Annotated in this window: 21 protein-coding genes and 1 other RNA gene; 7 read left to right on the forward strand and 15 right to left on the reverse strand. The window is 62.9% G+C overall.

Annotated elements, in window-relative coordinates; genetic code table 11:
* Positions 1-84: 84 nt before the first annotated feature.
* From U8L64_RS15815 to U8L64_RS15845, 7 genes are all read left to right on the forward strand, one after another.
* Positions 85-906 (forward strand): (Fe-S)-binding protein, encoded by an 822-nt coding sequence (locus U8L64_RS15815; protein ID WP_273526181.1) that lies wholly within the window; start codon positions 85-87, stop codon positions 904-906.
* Positions 903-2,363, forward strand: coding sequence for a LutB/LldF family L-lactate oxidation iron-sulfur protein (locus U8L64_RS15820; RefSeq protein WP_043298176.1), 1,461 nt, complete (start codon positions 903-905; stop codon positions 2,361-2,363). Before U8L64_RS15815 ends, U8L64_RS15820 begins: the two co-directional genes overlap by 4 nt.
* Positions 2,360-3,031 carry a LutC/YkgG family protein gene (locus U8L64_RS15825; protein ID WP_043298177.1) on the forward strand — a complete coding sequence of 224 codons (672 nt, stop codon included), beginning with the start codon at positions 2,360-2,362 and terminating at the stop codon, positions 3,029-3,031. Before U8L64_RS15820 ends, U8L64_RS15825 begins: the two co-directional genes overlap by 4 nt.
* On the forward strand, positions 3,028-5,877 hold the full coding sequence (locus U8L64_RS15830) for an FAD-binding and (Fe-S)-binding domain-containing protein (protein ID WP_333398253.1): 2,850 nt from the start codon (positions 3,028-3,030) through the stop codon (positions 5,875-5,877). Before U8L64_RS15825 ends, U8L64_RS15830 begins: the two co-directional genes overlap by 4 nt.
* A gap of 180 nt (positions 5,878-6,057) precedes the next feature.
* Positions 6,058-6,363, forward strand: coding sequence for a hypothetical protein (locus U8L64_RS15835; RefSeq protein WP_008568977.1), 306 nt, complete (start codon positions 6,058-6,060; stop codon positions 6,361-6,363).
* A 132-nt stretch (positions 6,364-6,495) separates the two neighbouring features.
* Positions 6,496-6,874: a transfer-messenger RNA gene (gene ssrA, locus U8L64_RS15840) on the forward strand.
* A gap of 153 nt (positions 6,875-7,027) precedes the next feature.
* Positions 7,028-7,708 (forward strand): PIN domain-containing protein, encoded by a 681-nt coding sequence (locus U8L64_RS15845; RefSeq protein WP_247655407.1) that lies wholly within the window; start codon positions 7,028-7,030, stop codon positions 7,706-7,708.
* On the opposite strand, the gene U8L64_RS15850 is transcribed toward U8L64_RS15845, so the two are convergent.
* The 15 genes from U8L64_RS15850 to malE all read right to left on the reverse strand — a co-directional run bounded on the left by U8L64_RS15850 (position 7,679) and on the right by malE (position 23,510).
* Positions 7,679-8,671, reverse strand: a complete 993-nt coding sequence (locus U8L64_RS15850; protein ID WP_333398254.1) for a phage integrase — start codon at positions 8,669-8,671, stop codon at positions 7,679-7,681. The two genes, U8L64_RS15845 and U8L64_RS15850, sit on opposite strands and share 30 nt — an antisense overlap.
* On the reverse strand, positions 8,671-9,951 hold the full coding sequence (locus U8L64_RS15855; RefSeq protein WP_333398255.1) for a hypothetical protein: 1,281 nt from the start codon (positions 9,949-9,951) through the stop codon (positions 8,671-8,673). The genes U8L64_RS15850 and U8L64_RS15855 overlap by 1 nt, the downstream gene beginning before the upstream one ends.
* Positions 9,952-10,020: 69 nt before the next feature.
* Positions 10,021-10,302: a hypothetical protein gene (locus U8L64_RS15860; RefSeq protein WP_333398613.1), complete on the reverse strand. Its 282-nt coding sequence runs from the start codon at positions 10,300-10,302 to the stop codon at positions 10,021-10,023.
* A 108-nt stretch (positions 10,303-10,410) separates the two neighbouring features.
* Positions 10,411-10,800 (reverse strand): hypothetical protein, encoded by a 390-nt coding sequence (locus U8L64_RS15865; RefSeq protein WP_333398256.1) that lies wholly within the window; start codon positions 10,798-10,800, stop codon positions 10,411-10,413.
* A complete protein-coding gene (locus U8L64_RS15870) occupies positions 10,793-11,008 on the reverse strand; it encodes a hypothetical protein (RefSeq protein ID WP_333398257.1) in 216 nt (71 codons plus the stop codon). Before U8L64_RS15870 ends, U8L64_RS15865 begins: the two co-directional genes overlap by 8 nt.
* The gene (locus tag U8L64_RS15875; RefSeq protein WP_014852368.1) at positions 11,005-11,223 is read right to left on the reverse strand and encodes a hypothetical protein; all 219 of its coding nucleotides are present in this window, start codon (positions 11,221-11,223) and stop codon (positions 11,005-11,007) included. Before U8L64_RS15875 ends, U8L64_RS15870 begins: the two co-directional genes overlap by 4 nt.
* Positions 11,224-11,755: 532 nt before the next feature.
* Positions 11,756-12,331 (reverse strand): hypothetical protein, encoded by a 576-nt coding sequence (locus U8L64_RS15885; protein ID WP_333398258.1) that lies wholly within the window; start codon positions 12,329-12,331, stop codon positions 11,756-11,758.
* Between the two features lie 39 nt (positions 12,332-12,370).
* Positions 12,371-12,892: a hypothetical protein gene (locus U8L64_RS15890; RefSeq protein WP_333398259.1), complete on the reverse strand. Its 522-nt coding sequence runs from the start codon at positions 12,890-12,892 to the stop codon at positions 12,371-12,373.
* Between the two features lie 425 nt (positions 12,893-13,317).
* Positions 13,318-14,433, reverse strand: a complete 1,116-nt coding sequence (gene malK / locus U8L64_RS15895) for a maltose/maltodextrin ABC transporter ATP-binding protein MalK (protein WP_054094622.1) — start codon at positions 14,431-14,433, stop codon at positions 13,318-13,320.
* A gap of 74 nt (positions 14,434-14,507) precedes the next feature.
* Positions 14,508-16,136, reverse strand: coding sequence for an alpha-glucosidase (locus tag U8L64_RS15900; protein WP_333398260.1), 1,629 nt, complete (start codon positions 16,134-16,136; stop codon positions 14,508-14,510).
* A 147-nt stretch (positions 16,137-16,283) separates the two neighbouring features.
* Positions 16,284-16,832, reverse strand: coding sequence for a sugar O-acetyltransferase (locus U8L64_RS15905; protein WP_200629248.1), 549 nt, complete (start codon positions 16,830-16,832; stop codon positions 16,284-16,286).
* A gap of 109 nt (positions 16,833-16,941) precedes the next feature.
* A complete protein-coding gene (malT, locus tag U8L64_RS15910) occupies positions 16,942-19,689 on the reverse strand; it encodes an HTH-type transcriptional regulator MalT (protein ID WP_333398261.1) in 2,748 nt (915 codons plus the stop codon).
* Positions 19,690-19,788: 99 nt separating this feature from the next.
* Entirely contained in the window at positions 19,789-20,679 is an 891-nt protein-coding gene (malG, locus tag U8L64_RS15915; protein ID WP_003283570.1) for a maltose ABC transporter permease MalG, read from the reverse strand.
* 10 nt (positions 20,680-20,689) lie between these two features.
* On the reverse strand, positions 20,690-22,255 hold the full coding sequence (gene malF, locus U8L64_RS15920; protein WP_333398262.1) for a maltose ABC transporter permease MalF: 1,566 nt from the start codon (positions 22,253-22,255) through the stop codon (positions 20,690-20,692).
* A 67-nt stretch (positions 22,256-22,322) separates the two neighbouring features.
* A complete protein-coding gene (gene malE / locus U8L64_RS15925; protein WP_333398263.1) occupies positions 22,323-23,510 on the reverse strand; it encodes a maltose/maltodextrin ABC transporter substrate-binding protein MalE in 1,188 nt (395 codons plus the stop codon).
* Positions 23,511-23,752 lie beyond the last annotated feature (242 nt).

Here is a 23,752-nt window from a genome sequence, read left to right on the forward strand (position 1 = left end):
GTCTTGCCCCGCCTTGCGCGGGGCAAGAGCGTTTCCAACATCCCGCAGTTTGCGGATAACCGGGCCCACCCGGAGACCAAGCCGATGAGCGAACTCTTCTACAACGCCGCGCCGAACGCCACCCGCGTCGCGCCGCCGCTGCCCAAGCCACGCGAGTACCCGGCCAAGCCGACTCAGGTCTACCTGTTCGGTACCTGCGTGGTGGATCTGTTCTATCCCGAGGCTGGCCTGGACGCCATCCGTCTGCTCGAACGCGAAGGACTGACCGTACACTACCCGCAGGGGCAGACCTGTTGCGGCCAGCCGGCCTACACCACCGGCTACACCGACGAAGCACGCAAGGTCGCCCGCGCGCAGCTGGCGCTGTTCGCCAACGACTGGCCGGTGGTAGTGCCCTCCGGCTCCTGTGCCGGCATGCTGCGCCACCATTATCTGGAGCTGTTCAAGGACGAGCCGGAAACGCTCAAGAAGGCACAGGCACTGGCCGAGCGCACCTTCGAGCTGGCCGAGTTCCTGCTCAACGTCTGCCAGGTCGAGTTCAAGGATGCCGGCACGCCGACCAAGGTCGCCCTGCACACCTCCTGCTCGGCCCGCCGCGAGATGAACACCCACCTGCACGGCCGCGCCCTGCTCGCCCAGCTGGGCCAGGTCGAGCGGGTCGAGCATGACCACGAGAGCGAATGCTGCGGCTTCGGCGGTACCTTCAGCGTGCGCATGCCCGACATCTCCGGCGCCATGGTGCTGGACAAGACCCGAGCGCTGAAGGAGTCTGGCGCGCATCAGGTGGTCAGCGCCGATTGCGGCTGCCTAATGAACATCAACGGCTCGTTGGAAAAGCAGCGCGAAGCCCTGCGCGGCCAGCATCTGGCGAGCTTCCTCTGGCAACGCACCGGAGGTGCCCGATGAACGCCGAACAGCGCATCCCCGCGATCCAGATCGAGAACGCCGGTGACCCGGACTTCCGCGCCCGTGCCCGCAAGTCGCTGAAGGACGAGCAGCTGCGGCGCAACTTCCGCACCGCGATGGACTCGCTGATGACCAAGCGCGCCGCGGCGTTCAGCGATGCCGACGAACGCGAGCGGCTGCGCGAGATGGGCAACCATATCCGCGCCCGCGCACTGTCCAAGCTGCCCGAACTGCTCGAGCGGCTGGAAACCAACCTGACCCGCAACGGTGTGCACGTGCACTGGGCGGAGACGGTGGACGAGGCGAACAACATCGTCCTCGAGATCGCCCGTGCTCACGAGGCGCGACAAGTGATCAAGGGCAAATCGATGGTCAGCGAAGAGATGGAGATGAACCATTTCCTCGAAGGCCATGGCATCGAATGCCTGGAATCGGACATGGGCGAGTACATCGTCCAGCTCGACCACGAGAAGCCTTCCCATATCATCATGCCGGCCATCCACAAGAACGCCGGCCAGGTCGCGTCCTTGTTCCACGAGAAACTTGGCGTGGAATACACCAAGGACGTCGACCAACTCATTCAGATCGGCCGCCGCACCCTGCGCCAGAAGTTCTTCGAGGCCGATATCGGCGTCTCCGGCGTGAACTTCGCGGTAGCCGAAACCGGCACCCTGCTGCTGGTGGAGAACGAAGGCAACGGCCGCATGAGCACCACCGTGCCGCCGGTGCACATCGCCGTCACCGGCATCGAGAAGGTGGTGGAGAATCTGCGCGATGTGGTCCCGCTGCTCTCCTTGCTGACCCGCTCCGCGCTGGGCCAGCCCATCACTACCTACGTCAACATGATCTCCGGCCCGCGCAAGGCCCATGAGCTGGATGGCCCGCAGGAAGTGCACCTGATCCTGCTGGACAACGGCCGCAGCCAGGCCTTCGCCGACAGCGAGCTGCGCCAGACGCTCAACTGCATCCGTTGCGGCGCCTGCATGAACCACTGCCCGGTGTACACCCGCGTCGGCGGCCACACCTACGGCGAGGTCTATCCCGGGCCGATCGGCAAGATCATCACGCCGCACATGGTCGGCCTGGACAAGGTGCCGGACCACCCCAGCGCCTCGTCGCTGTGTGGCGCCTGCGGCGAAGTCTGCCCGGTGAAGATTCCGATTCCGTCCATCCTGCGGCGCCTGCGCGAGGAGAACGTCAAGGCGCCGGACGATCCGCACAAAGTCATGCGCGGCCAGGGCAGCAAATACTCGAAGCAGGAACGACTGATCTGGGCCGGCTGGCGCCTGCTCAACACCAGCCCGACGCTGTACCGCGTATTCGGCTTCTTCGCCACCCGCCTGCGCGGCCTGACGCCATCGAACATCGGCCCCTGGACGCAGAACCACAGCGCACCGAAACCCGCCGCCCGCTCGCTGCACGAGCTGGCCAAGGAACACCTGGAGGGCAAACGATGAGCGCCAAGGCCAATATCCTCGCCAAGCTGAAGAAAAGCCTGGAGGGCACCACGCCGATCGTCGATGACTACGACGAGTCGCTGGTCACCCAGCCGTGGAGCTACGCACCCGAGCAGCGCATCGCCCGCCTGCGCCAGCTGATGGAAGCGGTGCACACCGAGATTCACCTGACCACGGACGCCGGCTGGCCCGCCCTGCTGGAACAGCTGCTGCACGACCGCCAGCTACCGAGTCTGCTGATCGCCCCAACCACGCCGTACGGCCAGCGCTTCACCGCGCATTGCGCCGGCCGTGAAGGCCTGCCGACGCTGAAGGCCTACGACCGCCCGGTCGAGGACTGGAAGGACGAGCTGTTCAACGACACCCCGGCGAGCCTCACCGGCACCCTCGGCGCCATCGCCTCCACCGGCAGCCTGATCATGTGGCCGACTCGCGAGGAGCCGCGCCTGATGAGTCTGGTGCCGCCGGTCCATTTCGCCATCCTCAAGGCCAGCGAAATCCACGACAACTTCTACGAGATCCAGCAGAAGTTCCAGTGGGCCGCCGGCATGCCGACCAATGCGCTGCTGGTCTCAGGCCCGTCGAAAACCGCCGATATCGAACAGGTGCTGGCCTACGGCGCCCATGGCCCGAAGGATCTGATCCTGCTGATCCTGGAGGACGCATGAACGCCGCCCTGCCCCTCGAACGCACTCCGCTGCCGGCGGCGTTCCTCGCCGAGGTCGAGCGGCTGATCCCTGCCGAGCGCCGCTTCGACGACCCGCTTTCCACCCTCGCCTTCGGCACAGACGCGAGCTTTTACCGGCTGATCCCCAAGCTGGTGGTGCGCGTCGAATCCGAAGCCGAGGTGATCGCCCTGCTCAAGCTGGCCCACGCGGAAAACGTCCCGGTGACTTTCCGCGCCGCCGGCACCAGCCTGTCCGGCCAGGCGATCAGCGACTCGGTGCTGATCGTGCTCGGCGACAACTGGAACGGCCGCGAGATTCGCAACGGCGGCGAGCAAATCCGCCTGCAGCCGGGCGTGATCGGTGCCAATGCCAACGCCGTGCTCGCACCCTTCCAGCGCAAGATCGGCCCCGACCCGGCCTCGATCAACGCGGCGAAGATCGGCGGCATCGTCGCCAACAATTCCAGCGGCATGTGCTGCGGTACGGCGCAGAACACCTACAAAACACTCGCCGGCCTGCGCGTCGTGCTGGCCGATGGCACCGTGGTCGACAGCGAAGATGCCGCCAGCGTTGCCGCGTTCCGCCAGAGCCACGCCGCCCTGCTCGAGCAGCTGGCCGAGCTGGGTCGCGAAACCCGCGCCAATACCGAACTGGCCGCGAAGATCCGCCACAAGTACCGGCTGAAGAACACCACCGGCTTTTCGCTCAATGCGCTGGTCGACTACGACGAGCCGCTGGACATCCTCAACCACCTGATGGTCGGTTCCGAAGGCACGCTGGGCTTCATCAGCGCAGTGACCTACGACACCGTGCCGGACCATCCGCACAAGGCCAGCGCGCTGGTCGTGTTCCCCGACGTGGAAACCTGCTGCCTCGCCGTGCCGGTGCTCAAGCAGCAACCGGTGTCCGCGGTGGAGCTGCTCGACCGCCGCAGCCTGCGCTCGGTCGAGCACAAGGCCGGCATGCCCGAGTGGGTGAAGGAACTGTCACCGACGGCCTGCGCGCTCCTGATCGAATCACGCGCCGCCAGTCAGTCGCTGCTGCACGAGCAAATCAATCTGATCATGACCTCCATCGCGCACTTCCCGGTGGAGAAACAGGTCGACTTCAGCGAAGACCCGGTGGTCTACAACCAGCTGTGGAAAATCCGCAAGGACACCTTCCCAGCGGTCGGCGCCGTGCGCCAGACCGGCACCACGGTGATCATCGAGGACGTGACCTTCCCTGTCGAGCGCCTGGCCGAGGGCGTCAATCGGCTCATCGAGTTGCTCGACAAGCACCGCTACGACGAGGCGATCCTCTTCGGCCACGCCCTGGAAGGCAACCTGCACTTCGTCTTCACCCAGGGCTTCGATGATCCGGCGCAGGTCGCCCGTTACGAGGCCTTCATGGGCGAAGTGGCACAGCTGGTGGCTGTCGAGTTCGGCGGCGCGCTCAAGGCCGAGCACGGCACCGGGCGCAACATGGCGCCCTTCGTCGAGCTGGAATGGGGCAGCGAGGCCTATGCGCTGATGTGGAAGATCAAGCGCCTGCTCGACCCCGCCGGCATCCTCAATCCGGACGTGGTGCTCTCCGAAGACCCGGACATCCACCTGAAGAATCTCAAGCCGATGCCGGCCGCCGACGAGATCGTCGACAAGTGCATCGAATGCGGCTTCTGCGAGCCGGTCTGCCCATCCAATGGGCTGACCCTGACGCCACGCCAGCGCATCGTCATCTGGCGCGACATCCAGGCGCGCAAGCGCGCCGGTGTCGACACCACGGAAATCGAGCGGCTCTACCACTACCACGGCGTCGAGACCTGCGCCGCCACCGGCCTCTGCGCCCAGCGCTGCCCGGTGGGCATCAACACCGGCGACCTGGTGCGCAAGCTGCGCGGGCGCGAGGCGAACCGCACCGGCACTGCCAACTGGCTGGCCGATCATTTCTCCACGGCCGTGCAGGGCACCCGCTTCATGCTGCATGCCGCCAATGGCGCGCACATCATTCTCGGCACCAAGCGCCTGGCCAAGCTGTCTGCGGCCATGACCAACGCCAGCAAGGGCCGCGTGCCGCAGTGGACCCCTGCGACACCGCAGCCGCTGCAACGCCTGCATCTGCCCAAAGCAGCCGTGCAGGACGAACGTCCGCGCGTGGTCTATCTGGCCGCCTGCGTTTCCCGTGCAATGGGCCCGGCGGCACGCGATCAGGAACAGGAGCCGCTGCTCGACAAGACCCGCAGTCTGCTGGAAAAGGCCGGCTACCAAGTGATCTTCCCCGATGAGTTGAACGACCTGTGCTGCGGCCAGCCGTTTGCCTCCAAGGGCTATGCCGAACAGGGCGAACGCAAGCGGCAGGAAATGCTCGACGCGCTGCTCAAGGCCAGCCGCGGCGGGCTCGACCCGATCTACTGCGATACCAGCCCCTGTACCCTGCGCCTGGTCCAGGGCCTGACCGATCAACGCCTCGACATGTACGACCCGGTGCGCTTCATCCGCACGCATCTGCTCGACAAGCTGGATTTCGTCCCGCAGGACAAGCCGATCGCCGTGCACGTCACATGCAGCACCCAGCATCTTGGGGAAGCACAGGCACTGATCGATATCGCCCGCCGCTGCGCAAACGAGGTGGTCATTCCGGAAGGCATCCACTGCTGCGGCTTCGCCGGCGACAAGGGCTTCACCACGCCGGAGCTGAACGAGCACGCACTGCGCAGCCTGAAGAACGCCGTGCAGATCTGCGAGGAAGGCATCTCCACCAGCCGCACCTGCGAGATCGGCCTGTCGCGGCATGGCGAGATCGACTATCACGGCCTGGTCTACCTGGTCGACCGCGTCACCCGGCGTAAGGCGGCCACGCCGGCCTGAATGGCGAAACGGCCCCGCGCGCAATGCCGGGGGCCGTTTCGTTTATGGCATTTCGATGAACGCTCATGCGCAATCGCAGTCGGAATTTCAGAGCCCCTGACGGGTTCGATTCGACTCGGCGCCGCCATTTCCGCAGTTTTCAGGCAGGCCCGGGAAGTCCACAAGACTGGAGGACCCACCATGAAAATTCACGCACTGCTCGCATCCGCCGTACTGCTCGCCAGTCCCGCCGTCTTCGCCGCCCAGGACCTGTGCCAGACCAATCTTCAGGAGATCGAAGACAACATGGCCACCCAGAGCACCACACTCGGCGAACCAGCCAAGAGCCAGGTCGAAGAACATGTCATGCAGGCCAAGCAGGCCCAGCAAGCTGGCGACACCGAGGGCTGCATCGCTCACTCCACCAAGGCCCTGCAGGAACTCAAAGGCCCCGGCAGCTCCGGCAGTGGCGGCTCCAGCGGCTCGGGTTCGGGCGCCGGCAACTGAGGTACCGCGGCGGGTCCGCCCTGGCGATCCCGCCGCGTCCAGCTGTACATTCTGTAACCATCATGATTAAAAAGTGATCGACACCGTGTAACGATCACCGTACACTCGCCGCCAGCACCACAAGCGACACCAGGGGCCGATTAGGATTCGACGCCGGTAACGAAACTTGAGGGGCATGCCGAGTTGGTAACAGAACTCGTAAATAAACTGTTGCAAACCTATAGTTGCCAACGACGACAACTACGAAGGGTACGCGCTAGCCGCCTAACCTTCATCTGGTCGCTTCGGCGCCAGCGGTCACTAGGGGATGCCTGTAAACCCGAAATGACCGTCAGACAGAACAGGATCGCCGCCAAGTTCGCTGTAGACGTAACGGCTAAAACTTATACAGCTCGCTCCAAGCACCCTGCCAATCGGGCGGCGCGGAGTTAACTCAGTAGATCTGGCTAAGCATGTAGAACCGATAGCGGAGAGCTGGCGGACGGGGGTTCAAATCCCCCCGGCTCCACCAATTAGAAGCACTTAAACCCCTGATTTTCCTAGAGAATTTCAGGGTTTTTTGCTTTCTGGGGTGGACGATGTCGAAAAAGTGTCGCAGCTTAGGCGGCATTCCAACCTTTGAGCACGGCGGCAGATGTTCGCAAGGAAGACCAGGGACGAAAGGATGCGCACCAATTACGTTTTGATCGATTACGAGAATGTCCAAGCGTCGTCCCTGGCGCTGCTCAGCGAACCGCACTTCTGCCTGAGGGTTTTTTTAGGCCCAAATAACACCAGGCTTCCTACAGAGCTGGCGGTATCGGTACATCGACTAGGTCAGCGAGCCGACTACATCCAGCTCGACACCCCTGGCGCTAATGCATTGGACTTTCACATTGCCTATTACCTCGGGCAGTTGGCTAATGCGGACCCTTCCGGGTTCTACCACATCATCTCCCGGGATAAAGGCTTCGACCCGCTTCTGAAGCACCTAAAGAGCAAGGGAATCTTCGCGTTACGCTCAGAATCGATTGAAGAGATGCCCTGCTTCAAGACTCCCGGTGAGGCACCCCCTAAGCCGGTCAGTCCGCCCCCCAAGCCAAAGCCTCAAGCTACTCCAAAAGCTCCTGCGCCAGCGGCTGAAGATCCTGTGGTCAAAGCCGTAGTAGCCGATCTAATTGGGCGAAAGACATCTAAGCCAAAGACGACCAAGACACTACTCAACACCATCCATTCGAAGGTCGGTAAATCAACCCCAATCAAAGAGATTGAGCAAATCTACGCAACACTGCGCAAAAGAGGATATGTGAAGGAGAACGGGAAAAACGTCTCCTACTCACTCCCCAAAGCTACGCAAGGGGCCTAGCTTCACTGCGTCTAAAAGATGATCCGGCGCCAGATGCGCATAGCGCATGGTCATGGCCAAGCTCGAATGGCCCAGGATCTTCTGTAGCGTGAGGATGTTGCCGCCGTTCTGGATGAAGTGGCTGGCGAAGGTATGCCGCAGTGCATGAGCGGCCTGCCCTTTCGGAAGCCTGATCGTGGTTCGCGCCAGCGCACGCCGGAACGAGGTTATCGCCGGGGTGAAATGCCCGTGGCGCTTCCAGTGCTTGGTTATCTTCTTCTCCAGCTCCGGCGAGATCGGGACCGACCGAACCTTGCCGCTCTTGGTCCTGCTGAAGGTGATGACCCCGTTTCGGATAGATCCCGGCTGCAGCCTTTCGGCTTCGGACCATCGTGCCCCGGTTGCCAGACAGATCATGGCGACCAGCTCCACATGCGGGTTATCGCAGCCGTTGCGGATCGACTCCAGCAGTTCAGCGATCTGCTCGTTCGTCAGCCATGAAAGCTCACGCTCCTGGATCTTCAACGGCTTCACCAGGGCGAGCGGATTCTCGTACTTGATGACACCCAAGCCGCGAAGCTCGTTGTAGACCGAGCGCAGATAGCCCAGCTCATTGTTGAGCGTCTTCGGCGAGGCGCCCGCCTCCATGCGAACCCGGCGATCATGCGCATAGGCTTGCGGGTCGATCCGTGAGGCGATGGGATCTCGCAGCCGCTTGGCCAGAGCATCGAGCTTCTTGCGACGCCGCAGACCGTCCCTCAGTGAATGGCCGTGCAGGTCATACCAGGATTCGATCAGCGCACTCAGCCGTCGCGTATCTGTCGTGCTGGGCGACCACTCCCGGTTCTCTATCACCTTCGCCCGACACGTCGCCTCAAACCGCTGAGCTTCGCCCTTGGTCTTGAAGGTCTTGCGGAAGCGCTTGCCCTTGATCGGCTCTACATCGACTTTCCAGCGGCCATCGTCGGTTTGCTGGATCGCCATCAGATCGCCCTGCCCCACCTCACATGGCGTTCCTGCAGCAGATCCTTGATGTGCTTGTAGAGGTCGCGCTCGCTCATATCCTTGGCGGCATAGTGATCACGGATGACCGGCCAGCAATCCCATTGCTTCAAGGTCTCGAATGCTTTCTTAGCGCCCACTCGCTCCCTTGCCAGCAGGCTTACGAAGTTTCCCAGGAACAGTTCCACGTTCTTCCCTGAGAAGCCTCGAGAGGTCTTGTAGTACCGCTTGTACTCGGTTTCATCGACCAGGGAATCGACCGGCAGATCGACCCGCGCATCGTCGCGCATCAGCGTCCAGATCGGATCGAAGTAGCCGGGGCGAGCGAGCAGCTTGAACTGGCTCAGGCCATAGCGCCACAGGCCGTCCAGATGGCCCGAAAACGCTGCGAACGAGTCCGTATCAATGGCTTGCCCGGTCTTCACATCGGTCGAGCCGCTGGCGAACTGCTGGATGATCGAATGGTGATAACGCAGCTCGACTCGCCACACGTCCTGGGCTGGGTTGTAGTTCTCCGGGTCCTTGGCATCGAACGAATCCCGGCGACGCCAGACGCTTTCCCAGTAGTCGAGCTTGTCCGTTGCGCGGGCCTGCTCGGTCTTGTTGTAGATGCAGAGCTGGACGCCACCAGCGGAGCCGAACATGGACGTTTCCCCACGCCCGTAGACGCTGGACTTGGTCGCCCACTCCACCTGATTGATGCCCGAGATATCCCGATGTGTTCTGGCCCGGCAATGCAGGCGTGCCACCAGATCCACCGGCGGTTTCCAGCCCTGGAGGTCCAACGCCAGATGGACCGCACACTGGTTGCGTTCGCGGTGGGTCATCACGGCTGCAGCGTAGTAGTCCATCCGCTCTTGCAGGCGCTCAGGTGACAGCGCATCGATGGCGTGCGGTGACACCTCGATTTTCAGGTGAGGGCCGATCTGTTCCAGCTTGGCGTTGAAGTTCTTGATGAGCAGGACGAAGCCGAGATCGGCGTTCTGCAGCTTGTACTGGTAACCCGAGTCGCGGCCCACCCGTCCTGAGTGCCAGATCTCCCCGGCGAACTCGACCATTGCGCCCGGCTTCTCGAACAGCGCCATGACTTCGGGCCGAATCAGCCCTCGGTACAGCTGACGGACCGTATCGACGCCGCAGCGCAGCAAACGGACCTTGGACAGATCGACGATTGCCGCCGTGCCCGGATCGACGAACAAACGTCCGTTGCGATCTTCACGGGCGAGCATGTCCAGACGGAGAAAATCTTTTGGTTTGGCCATTTGGTTTCACTTCCTAATGCTGATTAATGCGGTTCTCAACCTTCGTTTATCTGACGTGTTACAGGGACGTCAGCGCGGGGGCGCGCGCACGCCGGCACAGGCGACGCGCTCGCTACGCTCGGCGTAGAACTGTGCTGCCGTGCGCGCGCTCATTAGCTGCCATGCAGTAACGGCGTCGATGAAGAACTCGATTGGGTCATCCACACAGGGTTGTTCCAGGGTGAATGGCGGGAGGTACGGGCGGTCGGGCGGCGGCGTGCCGGCAAGGGCGATGCAGAGCACGAGGCTGGCCAGCCCGAGAAGCAGGTGCGGAAGGCAGAAATTGGCGCGGCGCGCGAGGACGAATAACACCAAGGGCGCTGCCCTTGTCATCCCGCTCTTGCCGCCGAGGGCTCGGGAGCGTGGGGTGGAAAAGCTACCCCACACTCCCCGCGATAGGCTTTTCATGAGCGTGCAGGGTCAAGGGTGCGCTGCGCCCGTGCTTCCGTTCGACGGAACGGTGAAGCTGTTCCGACGAGCCGGGAGCGCGGCCCTTGACCTTGCTGAGGTGGGTAGGGCGATACGGCCCAGTACGTTGCCGGAACCATGCCGGTCGCGGTGCCGCATCACCCTGATCGTGCGAATGTTCGAGAAGAACACTTCGTTGGGAAAATCGTCTTGGGTGTTCAGCTCCAGGGTCATGAAGCAGCCATGCTCATACACGCCTTCGACGGGCAGCATCACGCCGACGATATGCAGGCAGTACCAGAAGGACTCGGGCTCATCATCCCAGTGCAGCTCAACGAGAACCGTATGGCCGATGTAGCCCATAGCGGCTTGGGTATCCAGGGTGATGCCGGGCTTACGCATGGCTGTAGTCTCCTTCCTTGAACTCCTTTTTGCCTTTCTTCAGGTCGGCCCGCAGGCGCGCGAGGTTGACCATGCGGAAGTCCGCGAGGCGCATGGTCGGGATGGTGCCGGTAGCAGCCCAGTCGGCGGCTTCTTCTACAGATACGCCGCTCATTTCGGCGAAGGTCTTGAGACTGCACAGGTCCAGGCTGTCGTCTGCCTTGTTCATAGCGTCCACTCCTGTTCGAGAAGCTGCTGATGCAGCAAGGCCACGTTGACCATCGTGCGCTTGCCGACCTTCTGCGAAGGCAGATAGCCGCGCTCCAGCCAGGTGCGTACCACGATGGGTTCGTCGCCCATGCCGATCCACTCGGCGAACTTCGGCCACGGCATCAGGGGCGGGGCGCCGTGCAGCTTTTGCGGGTCAAAACCTTCCGTATCCATCCGCTTTACTCCACTATGCTCTGCTGTATCTCCCCAGCGGCAACTGGGAAACTATTAACCACGGAGGAATTATTTACCATCTACCAGCGATGGTCAATAATTTCCCAATGATGATCGTCTATCGAATGACAGCGGCTGATAGGGCTCGGCTTCTTCTCAAGAAGCTAGGGCCGAAAAAAACGAGCGAGCACGGCGGGGACTACGAGCGCTGGAGAAGCGTTAGTAAGGGAGTGGTGCGAGTAAGCACAGAGGAGATAGACGTACTGGTGAAGATCTTCCCCCAGTACGCTCTTTGGTTGGCAAGTGGGCAGATCGCCCCAGAGGTAGGCCAGACCAGCCCCGATTACGACGAAGCCAACCGAAACTTGAGCCAACCCAGCGCGGGATAGCAATCACACGGAAAGTAGCTAGGCGATGGTATGCCCGAGCGCAGGGGAGCAAGTGAGGTGCAACTAATCCTAATAGTCAATAACCGGGCAAAGTCATTGCCATACCAGATTGTTGCGGTTTAAACCGACTAGTGCATTTTGTATTACTCGAATATCGCAACAAGCTCGGCGGTGCCCTCAGGCAATACAACCCATCTTTCGCGAGTGGTTCGCCAAAACATCCTATATTCGTCTTGCCATGCGTCGGATTCATGCTTCAAAAAATGATTGCGATTATGGCTTGAGGTGTATTCGCAATCTTTCATTATCCCCTTGCAACCGATCTGCTTATCTATTGACTTTCTAAGCTTTTCAATATTAAGGATTCTAACGCATGCTTCTTTTCCCATGCGCTTGGCAATTTCCCTATTAAAAGAATTGCAAAAGGACAATATCAATCCGTCCTCTTTATAGTAGTTAGCATGAAGAATGTCGGGCTGCCTTATGCCGTTACTTATGAAGCCGGTAATTGTTATGTTTCGGGTGTTCTCTATGTGAATGCCGTGCTGCTGAAGGCTGGGAATAGGGATATTAGACTCATGAATAAGATTTTCGTCCGGCGTCATTATTCCATCGCGGATATCGGATAGATATGAGCTTGCCAAGGCTATTGGTATTGAGCCGCCATTAACCCATGTGTCGACCCACTGGGCTTTAGTTAGATATAGATATTTGTGCACGCTCCCTCCTTGAAATAATGCCTTACCTATCATGACGGTTTACAGATTTTCGATTATTGATTTTTGCAACTCTTTAGCCTTGGCTTCATATTGCTCTCTAGTTAAAACGCCAAGCTCTAGAAGTTTTCTGTGCTTTTCCATCTGCTTGGTTGCGCTGTTTATTTTATAGCTGCCTTTTAGTTTATTGAAAATTAATGAAAGCAGATCAATTACTTTATTTTTTGTTAGCATAATTGCCAGGAAAGTTATGGGAATACTAAGAAGAAGAATCGAAAATGCCTGTGCTATGGCAGTCAGCAGTACATTCGTTTCAAGTTCCTCCTGAAGTATAGGAATTCTCTCCTTATCTTCAATACACTTGGGTGAGTTACTGATCCACGGTTTTTCGCGTCCTTGGTACCCGCACCAATTTGCGCTCAAGATTTCATTGCTGATTTCTGCGTTTAGGCGCTTTAAGGGGTATAGGGTTGACGCGACAGCAGCAGAAAGAAGAACGCATCCGAGCCAAAATCGAATTATTTTTTTGTTATTGCGTGGTTGTTTATCCATCATCATTTTCATAGACCGGTACGGCTTACGACCCTTGCGGCATTTATTAAGATCCAAGCAGCAATGATGTCACACTGCCATTCTGTCGAGAAAGTGTCGAAATCACTGCTGATCAGTGCGGTTCAATGTGGACGAACGAGGCAGCGGACCCAGTAATGCTGGGCTTTGCAGATCAACGCAGAGAAAAAATTGGGGTTCAAATCCCCCCGGCTCCACCAAACACGAAGCCCCGAGACTCGAAAGAGTCTCGGGGCTTTTTCTTTGCCGTGTCGAAAGCTTAGCGAAGACGCTCAGGCCGCTATTGTCGACGGTTTCAACCGCGATCTAGCCGCAGGCAGCATGCTTGGCCGCAAGATGTGCCAGCTCTGGCCCTACTCCAATCAGTCCTACAGTCGTATCCCAGCTCACCGCAACCCCGACTGTTTCTAGCTAGCAATTCACCCATATATCGCCGGCTCCCGGTAATGCCGCGCACACGCCTCGCCGTTCGCGCGGAACAGGTGGCACTTGTCGGCCTTGAGGCCGGCAGCGAAGGTTTCGCCTTCGGTGACACGCAGGTTGCCGTCGACGCAGAGGGTGATCACATCCTGCAGGCGTTCAAGGGTGAGGTAGAGCAGGTTGTACTGGCCCAGACGCTCGGCCACGGTGATCTGGCCATGGAAGGTGAAGTCGGCTTCGTCCGGCATGACGAAGTGTTCGGGGCGGATGCCGAGGGTGAGCAGGTCGCCAGCGCTGACGGCGCTGCCATCCACCGGCAGGGTCAGTGGATAACCGCTGGGCAGTTCCACGGTGACGGCTTCCGGGCTGGCGGAGACGGCGCGCACCTCGACGAAGTTCATCTGCGGCGAGCCGAGGAAGCCGGCGACGAAGCGGTTCTTCGGGTAGTGATAAAGGTGCAGCGGCTGGCCGACCTGGGCGATCTCGCCGGCGTTGAGTACGACGATCTTGTCGGCCAGGGTCATGGCTTCAACCTGATCGTGAGTCACATAGATCATGGTGGAGCGGATGCGCTGATGCAGACGGGCGATCTCGATGCGCATCTGCACGCGAAGGAAGGCGTCGAGGTTCGACAGCGGTTCGTCGAAGAGGAAGACCTTCGGCTCGCGGACCATGGTGCGGCCGATGGCGACGCGCTGGCGCTGGCCGCCGGAGAGGTCCTTGGGTTTGCGTTCGAGCAGCTTGTCGAGTTGCAGGATGGCCGCGGCCGCGTCGACACGGCGCTTGATCTCCTGTTTGTCGACGTGGGCGAGCTTGAGGCCGAAGGCCATGTTCTCCGCCACCGTCATGTGCGGGTAGAGCGCGTAGGACTGGAACACCATGCCCACCGAACGGTCCTTGGGCGGCAGGTCGTTGACGCGCTGGTTGCCGATGTACAGATCGCCCGAGGTGATGTCCTCGAGCCCGGCAATCAATCGCAGCAGAGTGGATTTGCCGCAACCGGATGGACCGACGAAGACGACGAACTCACCGTCCTCGATATCCAGGTCGATATGCCGGGTGATCGGCGTACCGTCGTAACTCTTGCAGATGTCGCGCAGCGTGACACTGGCCATCGTTGTTGTTCTCCGTAGATGTCGCCATGCACTTCGTTCGTTCGCAGCGGCGGCCCCCCGCCGCTGCCGGCTCCCTACCGCGCCAGCCGCACGTAGCCGAAGCCATGCGCCGGCAGCCGCGCCCAATGGTCATCGTACTCGGCGAAACTCGCCGGCACGTCCATCAGCGGCACCGCCTGTGCCGGCAGCTCGTAGCTGCGTGGCAGGTCGCCGAGGTTGAACAGGCACAACCAGGCTTCCTCGCCCAGCCGGCGCTCGAATACCAGCAGGGCGTCGTCATGGTAGACCATACGGATGTCGCCCTCGATCAGCAGGCGCTGCTCGCGCCGCCAGCCTAGGAAGCGCCGGTAGCAGTTGAGCATCGAGTGCGGGTCGGCATCCTGCGCGGCCACCGACAGCGAGCGGTGCGAGTCGTCCACCGGCAGCCACGGCTGGCTGCCGGTGAAGCCGGCGTGATGCGCCTCGCTCTCCCAGGGCATCGGCGTGCGGCAACCGTCGCGGCCCTTGAATTCCGGCCAGAAGGTGATGCCGTACGGATCGACCAGATCCTCGTAGCGCAGTTCCGCTTCCGGCAGCCCCAGCTCCTCGCCCTGATAGAGGCAGACGCTGCCGCGCAGGGACAGCAGCAGCGCCATTAGCAGCCGACCGCGCTCCGGATCGGGCCGACCATTGAGGGCCCAGCGGGTCATCACCCGCACGACGTCGTGGTTGCCCATGGACCAGCACGACCAGCCATCGGCCAGTTCGCGCTCGATGCCTTCCACCGTGCGACGGATATAGGCCGGGCTGCACTGCTCGGTCAGCAGGTCGAACGAATAGGCCATGTGCAGCGTGTCGCCGCCGCTGGTGTAGGCGGCCATGGTGCGCAGCGATTCGTCGCAGCCGATCTCGGCCACCGAGGAGGCACCGGGATAGCGCTGCAGCAAGGCACGCAGACGGCGGAGGAATTCCAGATTTTCCGGCCGCGTCTTGTCGTAGATATGCCGCTGGTAGGCGTAGGGGTTGTCCACCCGTACGCCGATGCTGCCTTCGCGGACCTCCGTGTTCGGCGGGTTGTCGCGCAGTTCGAGGTCGTGGAAGTAGAAGTTGGCGGCGTCCAGGCGGAAGCCGTCCACGCCGAGCTTGAGCCAGAACTCCATGTCATCGAGCAACTGATCCTGCACGGCCGGGCAGTGGAAGTTCAGGTCCGGTTGGCTGGAGAGGAAGTTGTGCAGGTAGTACTGCCGGCGCCGGCTGTCCCAGCTCCAGGCCGGGCCGCCGAATACCGACAGCCAGTTGTTCGGCACGCTGCCGTCCGGCTTGGGGTCGGCCCAGACGTACCAGTCGGCCTTGTCGTTGTCGCGGCTGGAGCGGCTCTCCACGAACCAGGGGTGCTGGTCCGAAGAATGATTGAGCACCTGGTCGATCAGCACGCGCATGCCGCGTTCGTGGCAGGCCTCGACCAGGCGGACGAAGTCATCCAGCGTGCCGAACAGCGGGTCGACGCCGCGGTAGTCCGCCACGTCGTAGCCGAAATCCTTCATCGGCGAGGTGAAGAAGGGTGACAGCCAGATGGCGTCGACGTTGAGGCTGGCGATGTAGTCCAGCTTGTGCAGCACGCCGGGCAGGTCGCCCACGCCGTCGCCGTTGCTGTCGAAGAAGCTGCGCGGGTAGACCTGATAGATCACCCCGCCGCGCCACCAGTTCTGAAGTTGCTCGGACATACCACGTACCTTGAGTGAGCGTGAAGACGGGGTCACTCTAGGTGCGGCAAGCGGTCGCAACATCCTCCGGCGGCGGGCTCCTGCAGGCGTAAGGGCCGGGCGTAGACGGTCCGCTGGCCGAGGGCGTAGACGGCAACAGCGAGCCGGTCAGCGCACCCGCGCCGGGTTGCCGACCACGGTGGCGCCGGCCGGCACGTCGCGGGTGACCACGCTGCCGGCACCGATCAGCGCATCGTCGCCCACCGTCACACCCGGGAGGATGATCGCCCCGCCACCGACCCAGACGTTGCGACCGATATGGATCGGCCGACCGAACTCCACACCCGAACGACGCGCCTCGGGGTCACGCGGATGGTCGGCGGTGTAGAGCTGCACCGCCGGGCCGATCTGCGCACCGGCGCCGATGTGCACCTCGACCACATCGAGAATCACGCAGTTGAAATTGAGAAAGGCGCCTTCGCCCAGGTGGATGTTGTAGCCGTAGTCGCAGTGGAACGGCGGACGGATCACCGCGCCGGCACCGACCGAGGCCAGCCGCTCGGCCAGCAGCGCCCGGCGCTCGTCTGGCGAGGCCGCCAGCGCCGCGTTGTAGCGCACCATCCAGGCCTTGGCCGCGGCCTGGTCGGCGAGGATTTCCGGGTCGCCGGGGCGGTACAGCTCGCCGGCCAGCATCTTCTGCTTTTCGCTCATCGTCATCGTGGCGCCTCCATCGCGGGAAGCCTCGAAGGTGCCACAGACGGGCGCCGCCCTCCTCCTCCCCGGGCGTCCACTCGCGGGGAGGACGACCGGCGGTCAGCCAAACCTGCTAGTCGCCCTGAATCTTGCTCAGCAAGTCGCGCGCCAGCTGCACCGCTTCGCTGCGATGGGTGATGTTGAGCTTCTGGTAGAGGCTGCGGATGTGCGTCTTGATGGTGGTCGGCGCGACGTTGAGGTGATCGGCGATCTGCTCGTTGGACTGCCCGGCGTGGATCAGGCTCAGCACCTGCCATTCGCGCCGGGTCAGCGGCGAACGGCGGATCAGCTCGGGCACGTCGGGGCGGTTGATGATGTCCTGGATCACCGCCTCGTCCAGCGTGATGCGAATGGCGCGGCTGAAATCGCGCTGCTGCTGCGCCAGCTGGATCAAGCGCGCGGCGCGCTGGGCCTCGGCTTCATCGAGGGTGCGCTCGTGCAGCAGGCACTTGAGCATGCCGATGATCGGCTTGCCGACGCGCAGGAAGCTGCCGATGGCGCCGCTGCCGCTGGCCAGGGTCATGGCCCGCTGCAGGTGATCCAGCGCCTGCTGGCGCTCCTCGCGCAACCAGTGCAGCTGCGCCAGGAGGATGTGGTTGCGGTTGCGATCCATCTCCAGACCGTGGCGCTCGGCGTCGGTCAGCAGCTGGCGCAGGATCGGTAGCGCGCGCTCCAGCTGCCCGAGCGCCAGGTGGGCACGGGCGTGGTTGCGCGCATTGAGCTGGGCGAAATGGTTGGCGCCGCCGCTCACCGGCGGCGCGCTGAGCAGCCACTGGCGGATCGCCTCGCGATCCTGGCTGGAGTCCCAGTAGGCGAGCATGATCGCGTGGGCATTGGCCAGCCAGTCGATGTGGTAGCGGTCGTCGGCGAGCATCGTCTGCAACTGGGCGATGTAGTCGGCACAGGCGTGCTGCTGGCCGCGGGCGTAGGCGACGCCGGCCAGCAGCGCGTAACTCTGCAGGCGCCAGCGTGGGTCGTCCAGTTCGTCGAGTATCTGGATACCCTGCAACGCGCATTGCTCGGCAGCGTCCAGCTGGTGCCACTCCAGCAGCACCTGGCCGCGCACCCGGTAGATGAACTCGACGATGGGCGTGGCCTGCAGGTTCTGCTGCTCGATGTACTGGATGGCGCGCTCCTGCAGGGTATAGGCCTTCTGCAGATGCCCCTGGGCGATGGCGATTTCCGACAGCTGCCCGAGACTCCAGACCACCAGGTGCGAGGCATTGATCTCCCGCGCGCGGCGTTCGGCCTCCTCGTACTGTTTCTGCGCCTGCGGCAGTTCGCCCTGGACGAAATGCGCCTCGGCCAGGCCCGACATCGCCGCTACCCGTGAGGTGCGCATGATCAGCGGCTCGCGGGTCAGCGCCTCCCGCGCCAGGGCGATGGCGCGCTGCTCGTCGCCCTGGTTCATCGCCACCTGCGCACGTACGGCATTGAACTCGCAGACGATGCGCGCCCAGTCCTGCTCGGAGCAGCTACGCTGCAGCGCCAGCTCGCCGGCCTTGAACCAGCGCTCGACGTGATCGAACTGATAGGAGTTCTGCGACACCCAGGCCTGCAGCAGGGTGAGCAGCGGCGAGCCGGCGATCACCGCTTCCGGCAGGGTTTCCAGGCACTGTTGCAGCAACCCGAGACGACCCTGGCGATAGAACGCCCGGCCGTGGCGCTGCAGGATCTCGTCGACCTGCTGCGGGTCGCCGGCCTGCACGGCATGGCGCGCGGCTTCCTCGGGCATGTTCTCGGCCAGCAGCGCGGAGGCCGCACGCAGGTGCAGCTGGCTGACCCGCTGCGGCTGGTGAGTGCGCAGCTCGCCCTGCAGGAACACGGCGAACAGCGGGTGATAGCTGTACCAGCGGCGCAGGCTGTCCAGCGGCTGGATGAACAGGCCGCCACGCTCGAGCCGTTCGAGCATCTCGCGGCCGTGACAGGCTTCGGTCAGACGATCAGCCAGGGCGGCGTCGAAGCGGTCGAGCAGGCAGGTCGCCTCGAGAAAACCGCGCAGGTCCTCGGGCAGCCCCTCGATCACCTGTTCGCGCATGTAGTCGCGGATGTCCGGGTGGCCGAGCTGCAGGTTCTCCAGGAACAGGTCCATGCCGCGGCTGGTCTGCACCTCCTGCAGGGCCAACTGCAGCGCGCAGGGCCAGCCACCGATGCGGCGGTTGAGACGCTCGACCTGCTCGCGGTTGATGCTTGCCGGCACACCCAGTTCCAGCAGCGCCTGTACCTCGTCATCCTCGAAGGCCAGCTGGCGCGCGTCGAGCAGCAGCAGCTGATGCTTGACCCGCAGCTCGGCGACACCCAGTTCGGGCAGGCGCCGGCTGCACACCAGCAGGGTCATCCAGCTCGGCATATGGCGCAGGAAGAAGCGCAGCCCGGCGATCAACTCGGCGTCGTGCAGCACCTCGAACTCGTCGAGCACGATCAGGATCGCCTCGTGCTCGCCCGGCAGTTCGGCCAGTAGCTGAGTGAACAACGCATCCAGCGACACCCGGCCCTGCTCGGCCAGCGCCACTGCCAGCGGACAGCCGGCGTCCAGCTGGCGGTCCAGCGCCTGGGTCAGGTAGCGACCGAACTGCAGCCCCAGGTTGTCGTTGGCATGCAGCTGGAACCAGGCGATACGCCCATCGAAGGCTCGCGCCCACTGCGCCGCCAGGGTGGTCTTGCCGAAACCGCTGGCGGCGTGCAGCACCGCCAGGCGCACCTGCGGCAGGCGCTGCTGCCACTCGTCCAGGCGCGGCCGTTCGAGCAGGCCCGGCGGCAGCATGGGAATCGCCAGCTTGGTGGGGATCAATGGCAGCAGTGGTGGCATCGCGGCATTCATGGGCGGTTCCCTGTTCTTGTTCTGCTCTTCTTATGGGCCTGGCGCACCGGTTCGCATGGCATCCGCTCCCCGGTCTCGCGCCTCGTTTCAACTCACACGTCAGCCCTTCACCCCGCCGGCGGTCAGGCCACCGACGATCCACTTCTGGCAGTAGAGGAACACGGCGGTGATGGGCAGCCCGGAGAGTACCGCGGCGGCGGCGAAGTCGCCCCACAGGTAGTTCTGCGGATAGAGGTACTGCTGCGCGCCGACTGAGAGGGTGAGCTTGTCGACGTCCATCAGCAGCACCGAGGCGATGGGGTATTCGGTGACGCTGGTGATGAAGGCGAGGATGAACACCACCGCCAGGATCGGCACGCTCATCGGCAGCAGAATATGGAAGAACGCCTGCCAGGTGGTCGCCCCATCGACGATAGCAGCCTCCTCCAGCGAGGCGTCGATGCTCTCGAAGTAGCCCTTGATGGTCCAGATGTGCAGCGCCATGCCGCCCAGCGAGGCGACGATCACCGCGCCGTGGCTGTTCACCCCGAGCCAACTGACGTGCTGGCCGAGCTGGTCGAACAGGGCGTAGATCGCCACCAGCGAGAGCACCGGCGGGAACATCTGGAAGATCAGCATGCCTTTGAGGATCGGCGCCTTGCCGCCGAAGCGCATGCGCGCGAAGGCGTAGGCGCTGGTGGTCGACAGGAGCAGGATCAGCGCCGAACTGACCAGGGCGATCTTCACCGAGTTCCACAGCCACAGCAGCACCGGGAACGGCGGGTTCGTCACGCTGCCGTCCTCGTGGGTGTAGGGAATGCCGAGGGCCAGCGACCAGTGCTCCAGCGTCGGGTTCTCGGGAAACAGGCTGCCGGTGGCGAAGTTGCCCTCGCGAAAGGAGATCGACACCACCATCAGCAGCGGGAAGAGGATTGCCGCGACGAAGGCCAGCAGCGCCGCGTGGGTCGCCCACAGCCGGTAACGCGCGGATTTCGGTTGCACCATGGCCATGACCGTCTCCTTATACCTTCACTTTCGAGAGTTTGAGGTTCAGCAGCGCCATGGCACCGACGAGGATGAAGATCATCGTGGCGATGGCCGCGGCCAGGGCGAAGTCTTGCCCGGAATCCTGGAAGGCGATGCGGTAGGTGTAGCTGACCAGCAGGTCCGTGGTGCCGGCCGGCGTGGTCGCGCCGATGATGTCCGGGCCGCCACGGGTCAGCAGGGTGATCAGCACGAAGTTGTTGAAGTTGAAGGCGAAGCAGGCGATCAACAGCGGCATCAGCGGCTTGATCAGCTGCGGCAGGGTAATGCGCAGCAGGTTGTCCAGCGGACTGGCGCCATCGATCGCCGAGGCCTCGTACTGGTCCCGCGGGATGGCCTGCAAGAGGCCCATGCACAGCAGCAGCATGTAGGGGTAGCCGAGCCAGGTGTTGACGATGAGGATCATCGTGCGTGCCAGGGTCGGGTCGCTGAACCAGTCCGGGCGGATGCCGAACAATCCCTCGAGCAGCAGGTTGATCTCGCCGAAGTTCTGGTTGAACAGCCCGCGGAACACCAGGATGGAAATGAACCCCGGGACCGCATACGGCAGGATCAGCATCAGCCGGTAGAAGGCCTTGCCGCGCACCAGTTCCCATTGCAGCAGGCTGGCCAGCACCAGCCCCACGGCGAGGGTGAAGACCACGGTGAGCCCGGCGAAGGCGAAAGTCCAGGCGAAGATCTGCACGAAGGGTTCACGGATGCTCGGCTCGCTCAGCACCCGGGTGAAGTTGGCGAAGCCGGCGAACACGGTGAAGCCCGGCGGCACCGCCTTGCCCGTCTCGTCCACATAAAAGCCGCGCTCCATGTCGGCGGTCAGGCGTGCACCGCTGCGGGTGTCGACCAGCACACCGGGGCCGTCCTGCCGGTAGACCGGTTCCACCGCCGCCACCTCACGCAGGCCGTACAAGCGCAGCAGGCTGCCGTCCGGCGCCTGGAATACCCATTGCTCCAACGCCTTGCGCCGTTGGATCACCTCGCGCACCGGCAGCGCCTCGCCCAGCCCTTCGACGCTATCGGCCGGCTGCAGCGTCAGCGGTGCTTCCGCATCCGGCTCGCCGGTCAGCGGCGGGCTGACGAACGCACCCTGCTCGCCCTTGTCGATGCGCAGGCGCTCGCCATCAGGGCTTGGATGCAGGCTGAAGCGGAAGCGCTCGCCGGCCAGGTAGGTCTGGCTCAGGTGATAGCGCTCGACCTGGGTCTGGCTGAGCAGGTGGCTGCCGCTGTAGTTGGTGAAACCGATGCCCACCGTGTAGAGCAGCGGAAAGATCACGAACACCAGCATGCCCGCCACCGACGGGAAGATGTAGCGCTGCGCGTACATGCGCCGGTTGATGAACAGGTAGCTGGCGATCGCGGTGATCACCAGCCCGAGCAGGGCGAAGGCCATCTGCTTCTGGACGTAGAGGGCGACCACCAGGTACAGCGCGAAGGCATTGAAGGTCAGCCACGCCAGCCAGCGCAGGCCGTTGGTCAGGGAGCGGGGCAAGCCCCGGGAGGTCGTACGGGTCATGGCTGGGCTGGGCAACTCGGCACGGGCATTCACGGGAGCGGAACCTTTGAGAACGGAGCATAGTCCGCCGGCGCGCCCGAGGCGGCGGCCGGCGACGGGTTCATCGGGTGATGCGCTTGGCGGCATCGTCCAGGGCGGCGTCGACATCCTGCCGGCCGGAGGTGATGTTGGTCAGCGCGGCGGCCATGGACGACCAGAACGCACCCATCTCCGGCACGTTGGGCATCGGCTGGCCCATCTGCGCGTTCTCGAAGGTCGCCTTGATGTGCGGATTGCTGGACAGCTCTTCCATGTAGGCGGTGTTAGCCACCGCACCCAGCGGCACGTCGGCGTTCACAGTCTTCAGGCCGTCGACCTCGAGCAGGTAGTTCTCGAGAAACTCCACGGCCAGGTCCTTGTTCGGGCTGGCGGCGTTGAGCAGCGCGGCGGCGACGCCGACGAAAGGCTTGCCCGCCTCGCCATCGATGGCGGGGATCGGCGCCACGCCGAAATCGATGCCGCTCTTCTCGATGTTCGACCAGGCCCATGGGCCGCTGATCATCATCGCCGAGTCACCCTTGTTGAAGGCTGCCTCGGCCACGCTGTAATCGGCACCCTTGGGCATCACGCCCTTGTCGATCAGCTCACGCAACACCTTGGCACCGGCCTTGGCGCCGGCGTTGTTGACCCCGGTGGACTTGACGTCGTAACCGCCGTCGGTCTGCTCGAACACATAGCCGCCCTTGGCCGACAGCAGCGGCCAGGTGAAGTAGGTGTTGTTGTAGTCCCAGAGGATGGCGCGCTTGCCCTGGGCGGCGAGCTTCTCGTTGAGCGCGAGAACGTCGTCGAAGGTCTTGGGCGGAGTGTCCACCAGCGCCTTGTTGTAGATCAGGCCGATGGTTTCCACCGAGATCGGGTAGCCCCACAGTTTGTTGTCGTAGGTCACCGCCTGCCAGGAGAAGTCGGCGATACCGGACTTGGTTTCGGCGCTGGGGGTGACGGGGGTGAGCAGGCCGCTCTTGGCCCATTCGCCGATGCGGTCATGGGCCCAGATGAAGATGTCCGGGCCGTTGCCGGTGGCCGCCGCCTGCTGGAACTTGTCGGTAGCGCTGTCCGGGTGAGCCACCTCGACCGGGATGCCGGTCTCGGCGGTGAACCGCTTGCCGACCTCGGCCAGGCCCTTGTAACCCTTATCGCCGTTGATCCAGACGACCAGCTTGCCTTCCTCGATCGCTGCCAGGGCCGGCAGCGGCAGGCTGAAGGTGGCCGCCAGGCCAATGGTGGCGAGACACCAGAATTTCGTGTTCATGCTTCGCGTTCCTCGTGGCTTCTTATTAGTTGTTCCACCTGCTGCCGGCCTGAGGCTCTGACAGTCGTTCCATCCTCGGCATGTCCTGCGCCAAGTGCATCCTCCTCCTCTAGGGGGCGAAGGGCGTAGAAGCGGGGCGTAGATTGCCGCTGGCGACATCGCAAAATACGCTGCCAAGCCTAGCGCTTACGCCTGTTGCGGGCCGCCGATGCGCAGTCAAATGCAGCGAAATCATCACGGAG

Source organism: Pseudomonas sp. FIP_A4 (genome assembly GCF_036701605.1).
Lineage (GTDB): Bacteria > Pseudomonadota > Gammaproteobacteria > Pseudomonadales > Pseudomonadaceae > Stutzerimonas > Stutzerimonas phenolilytica.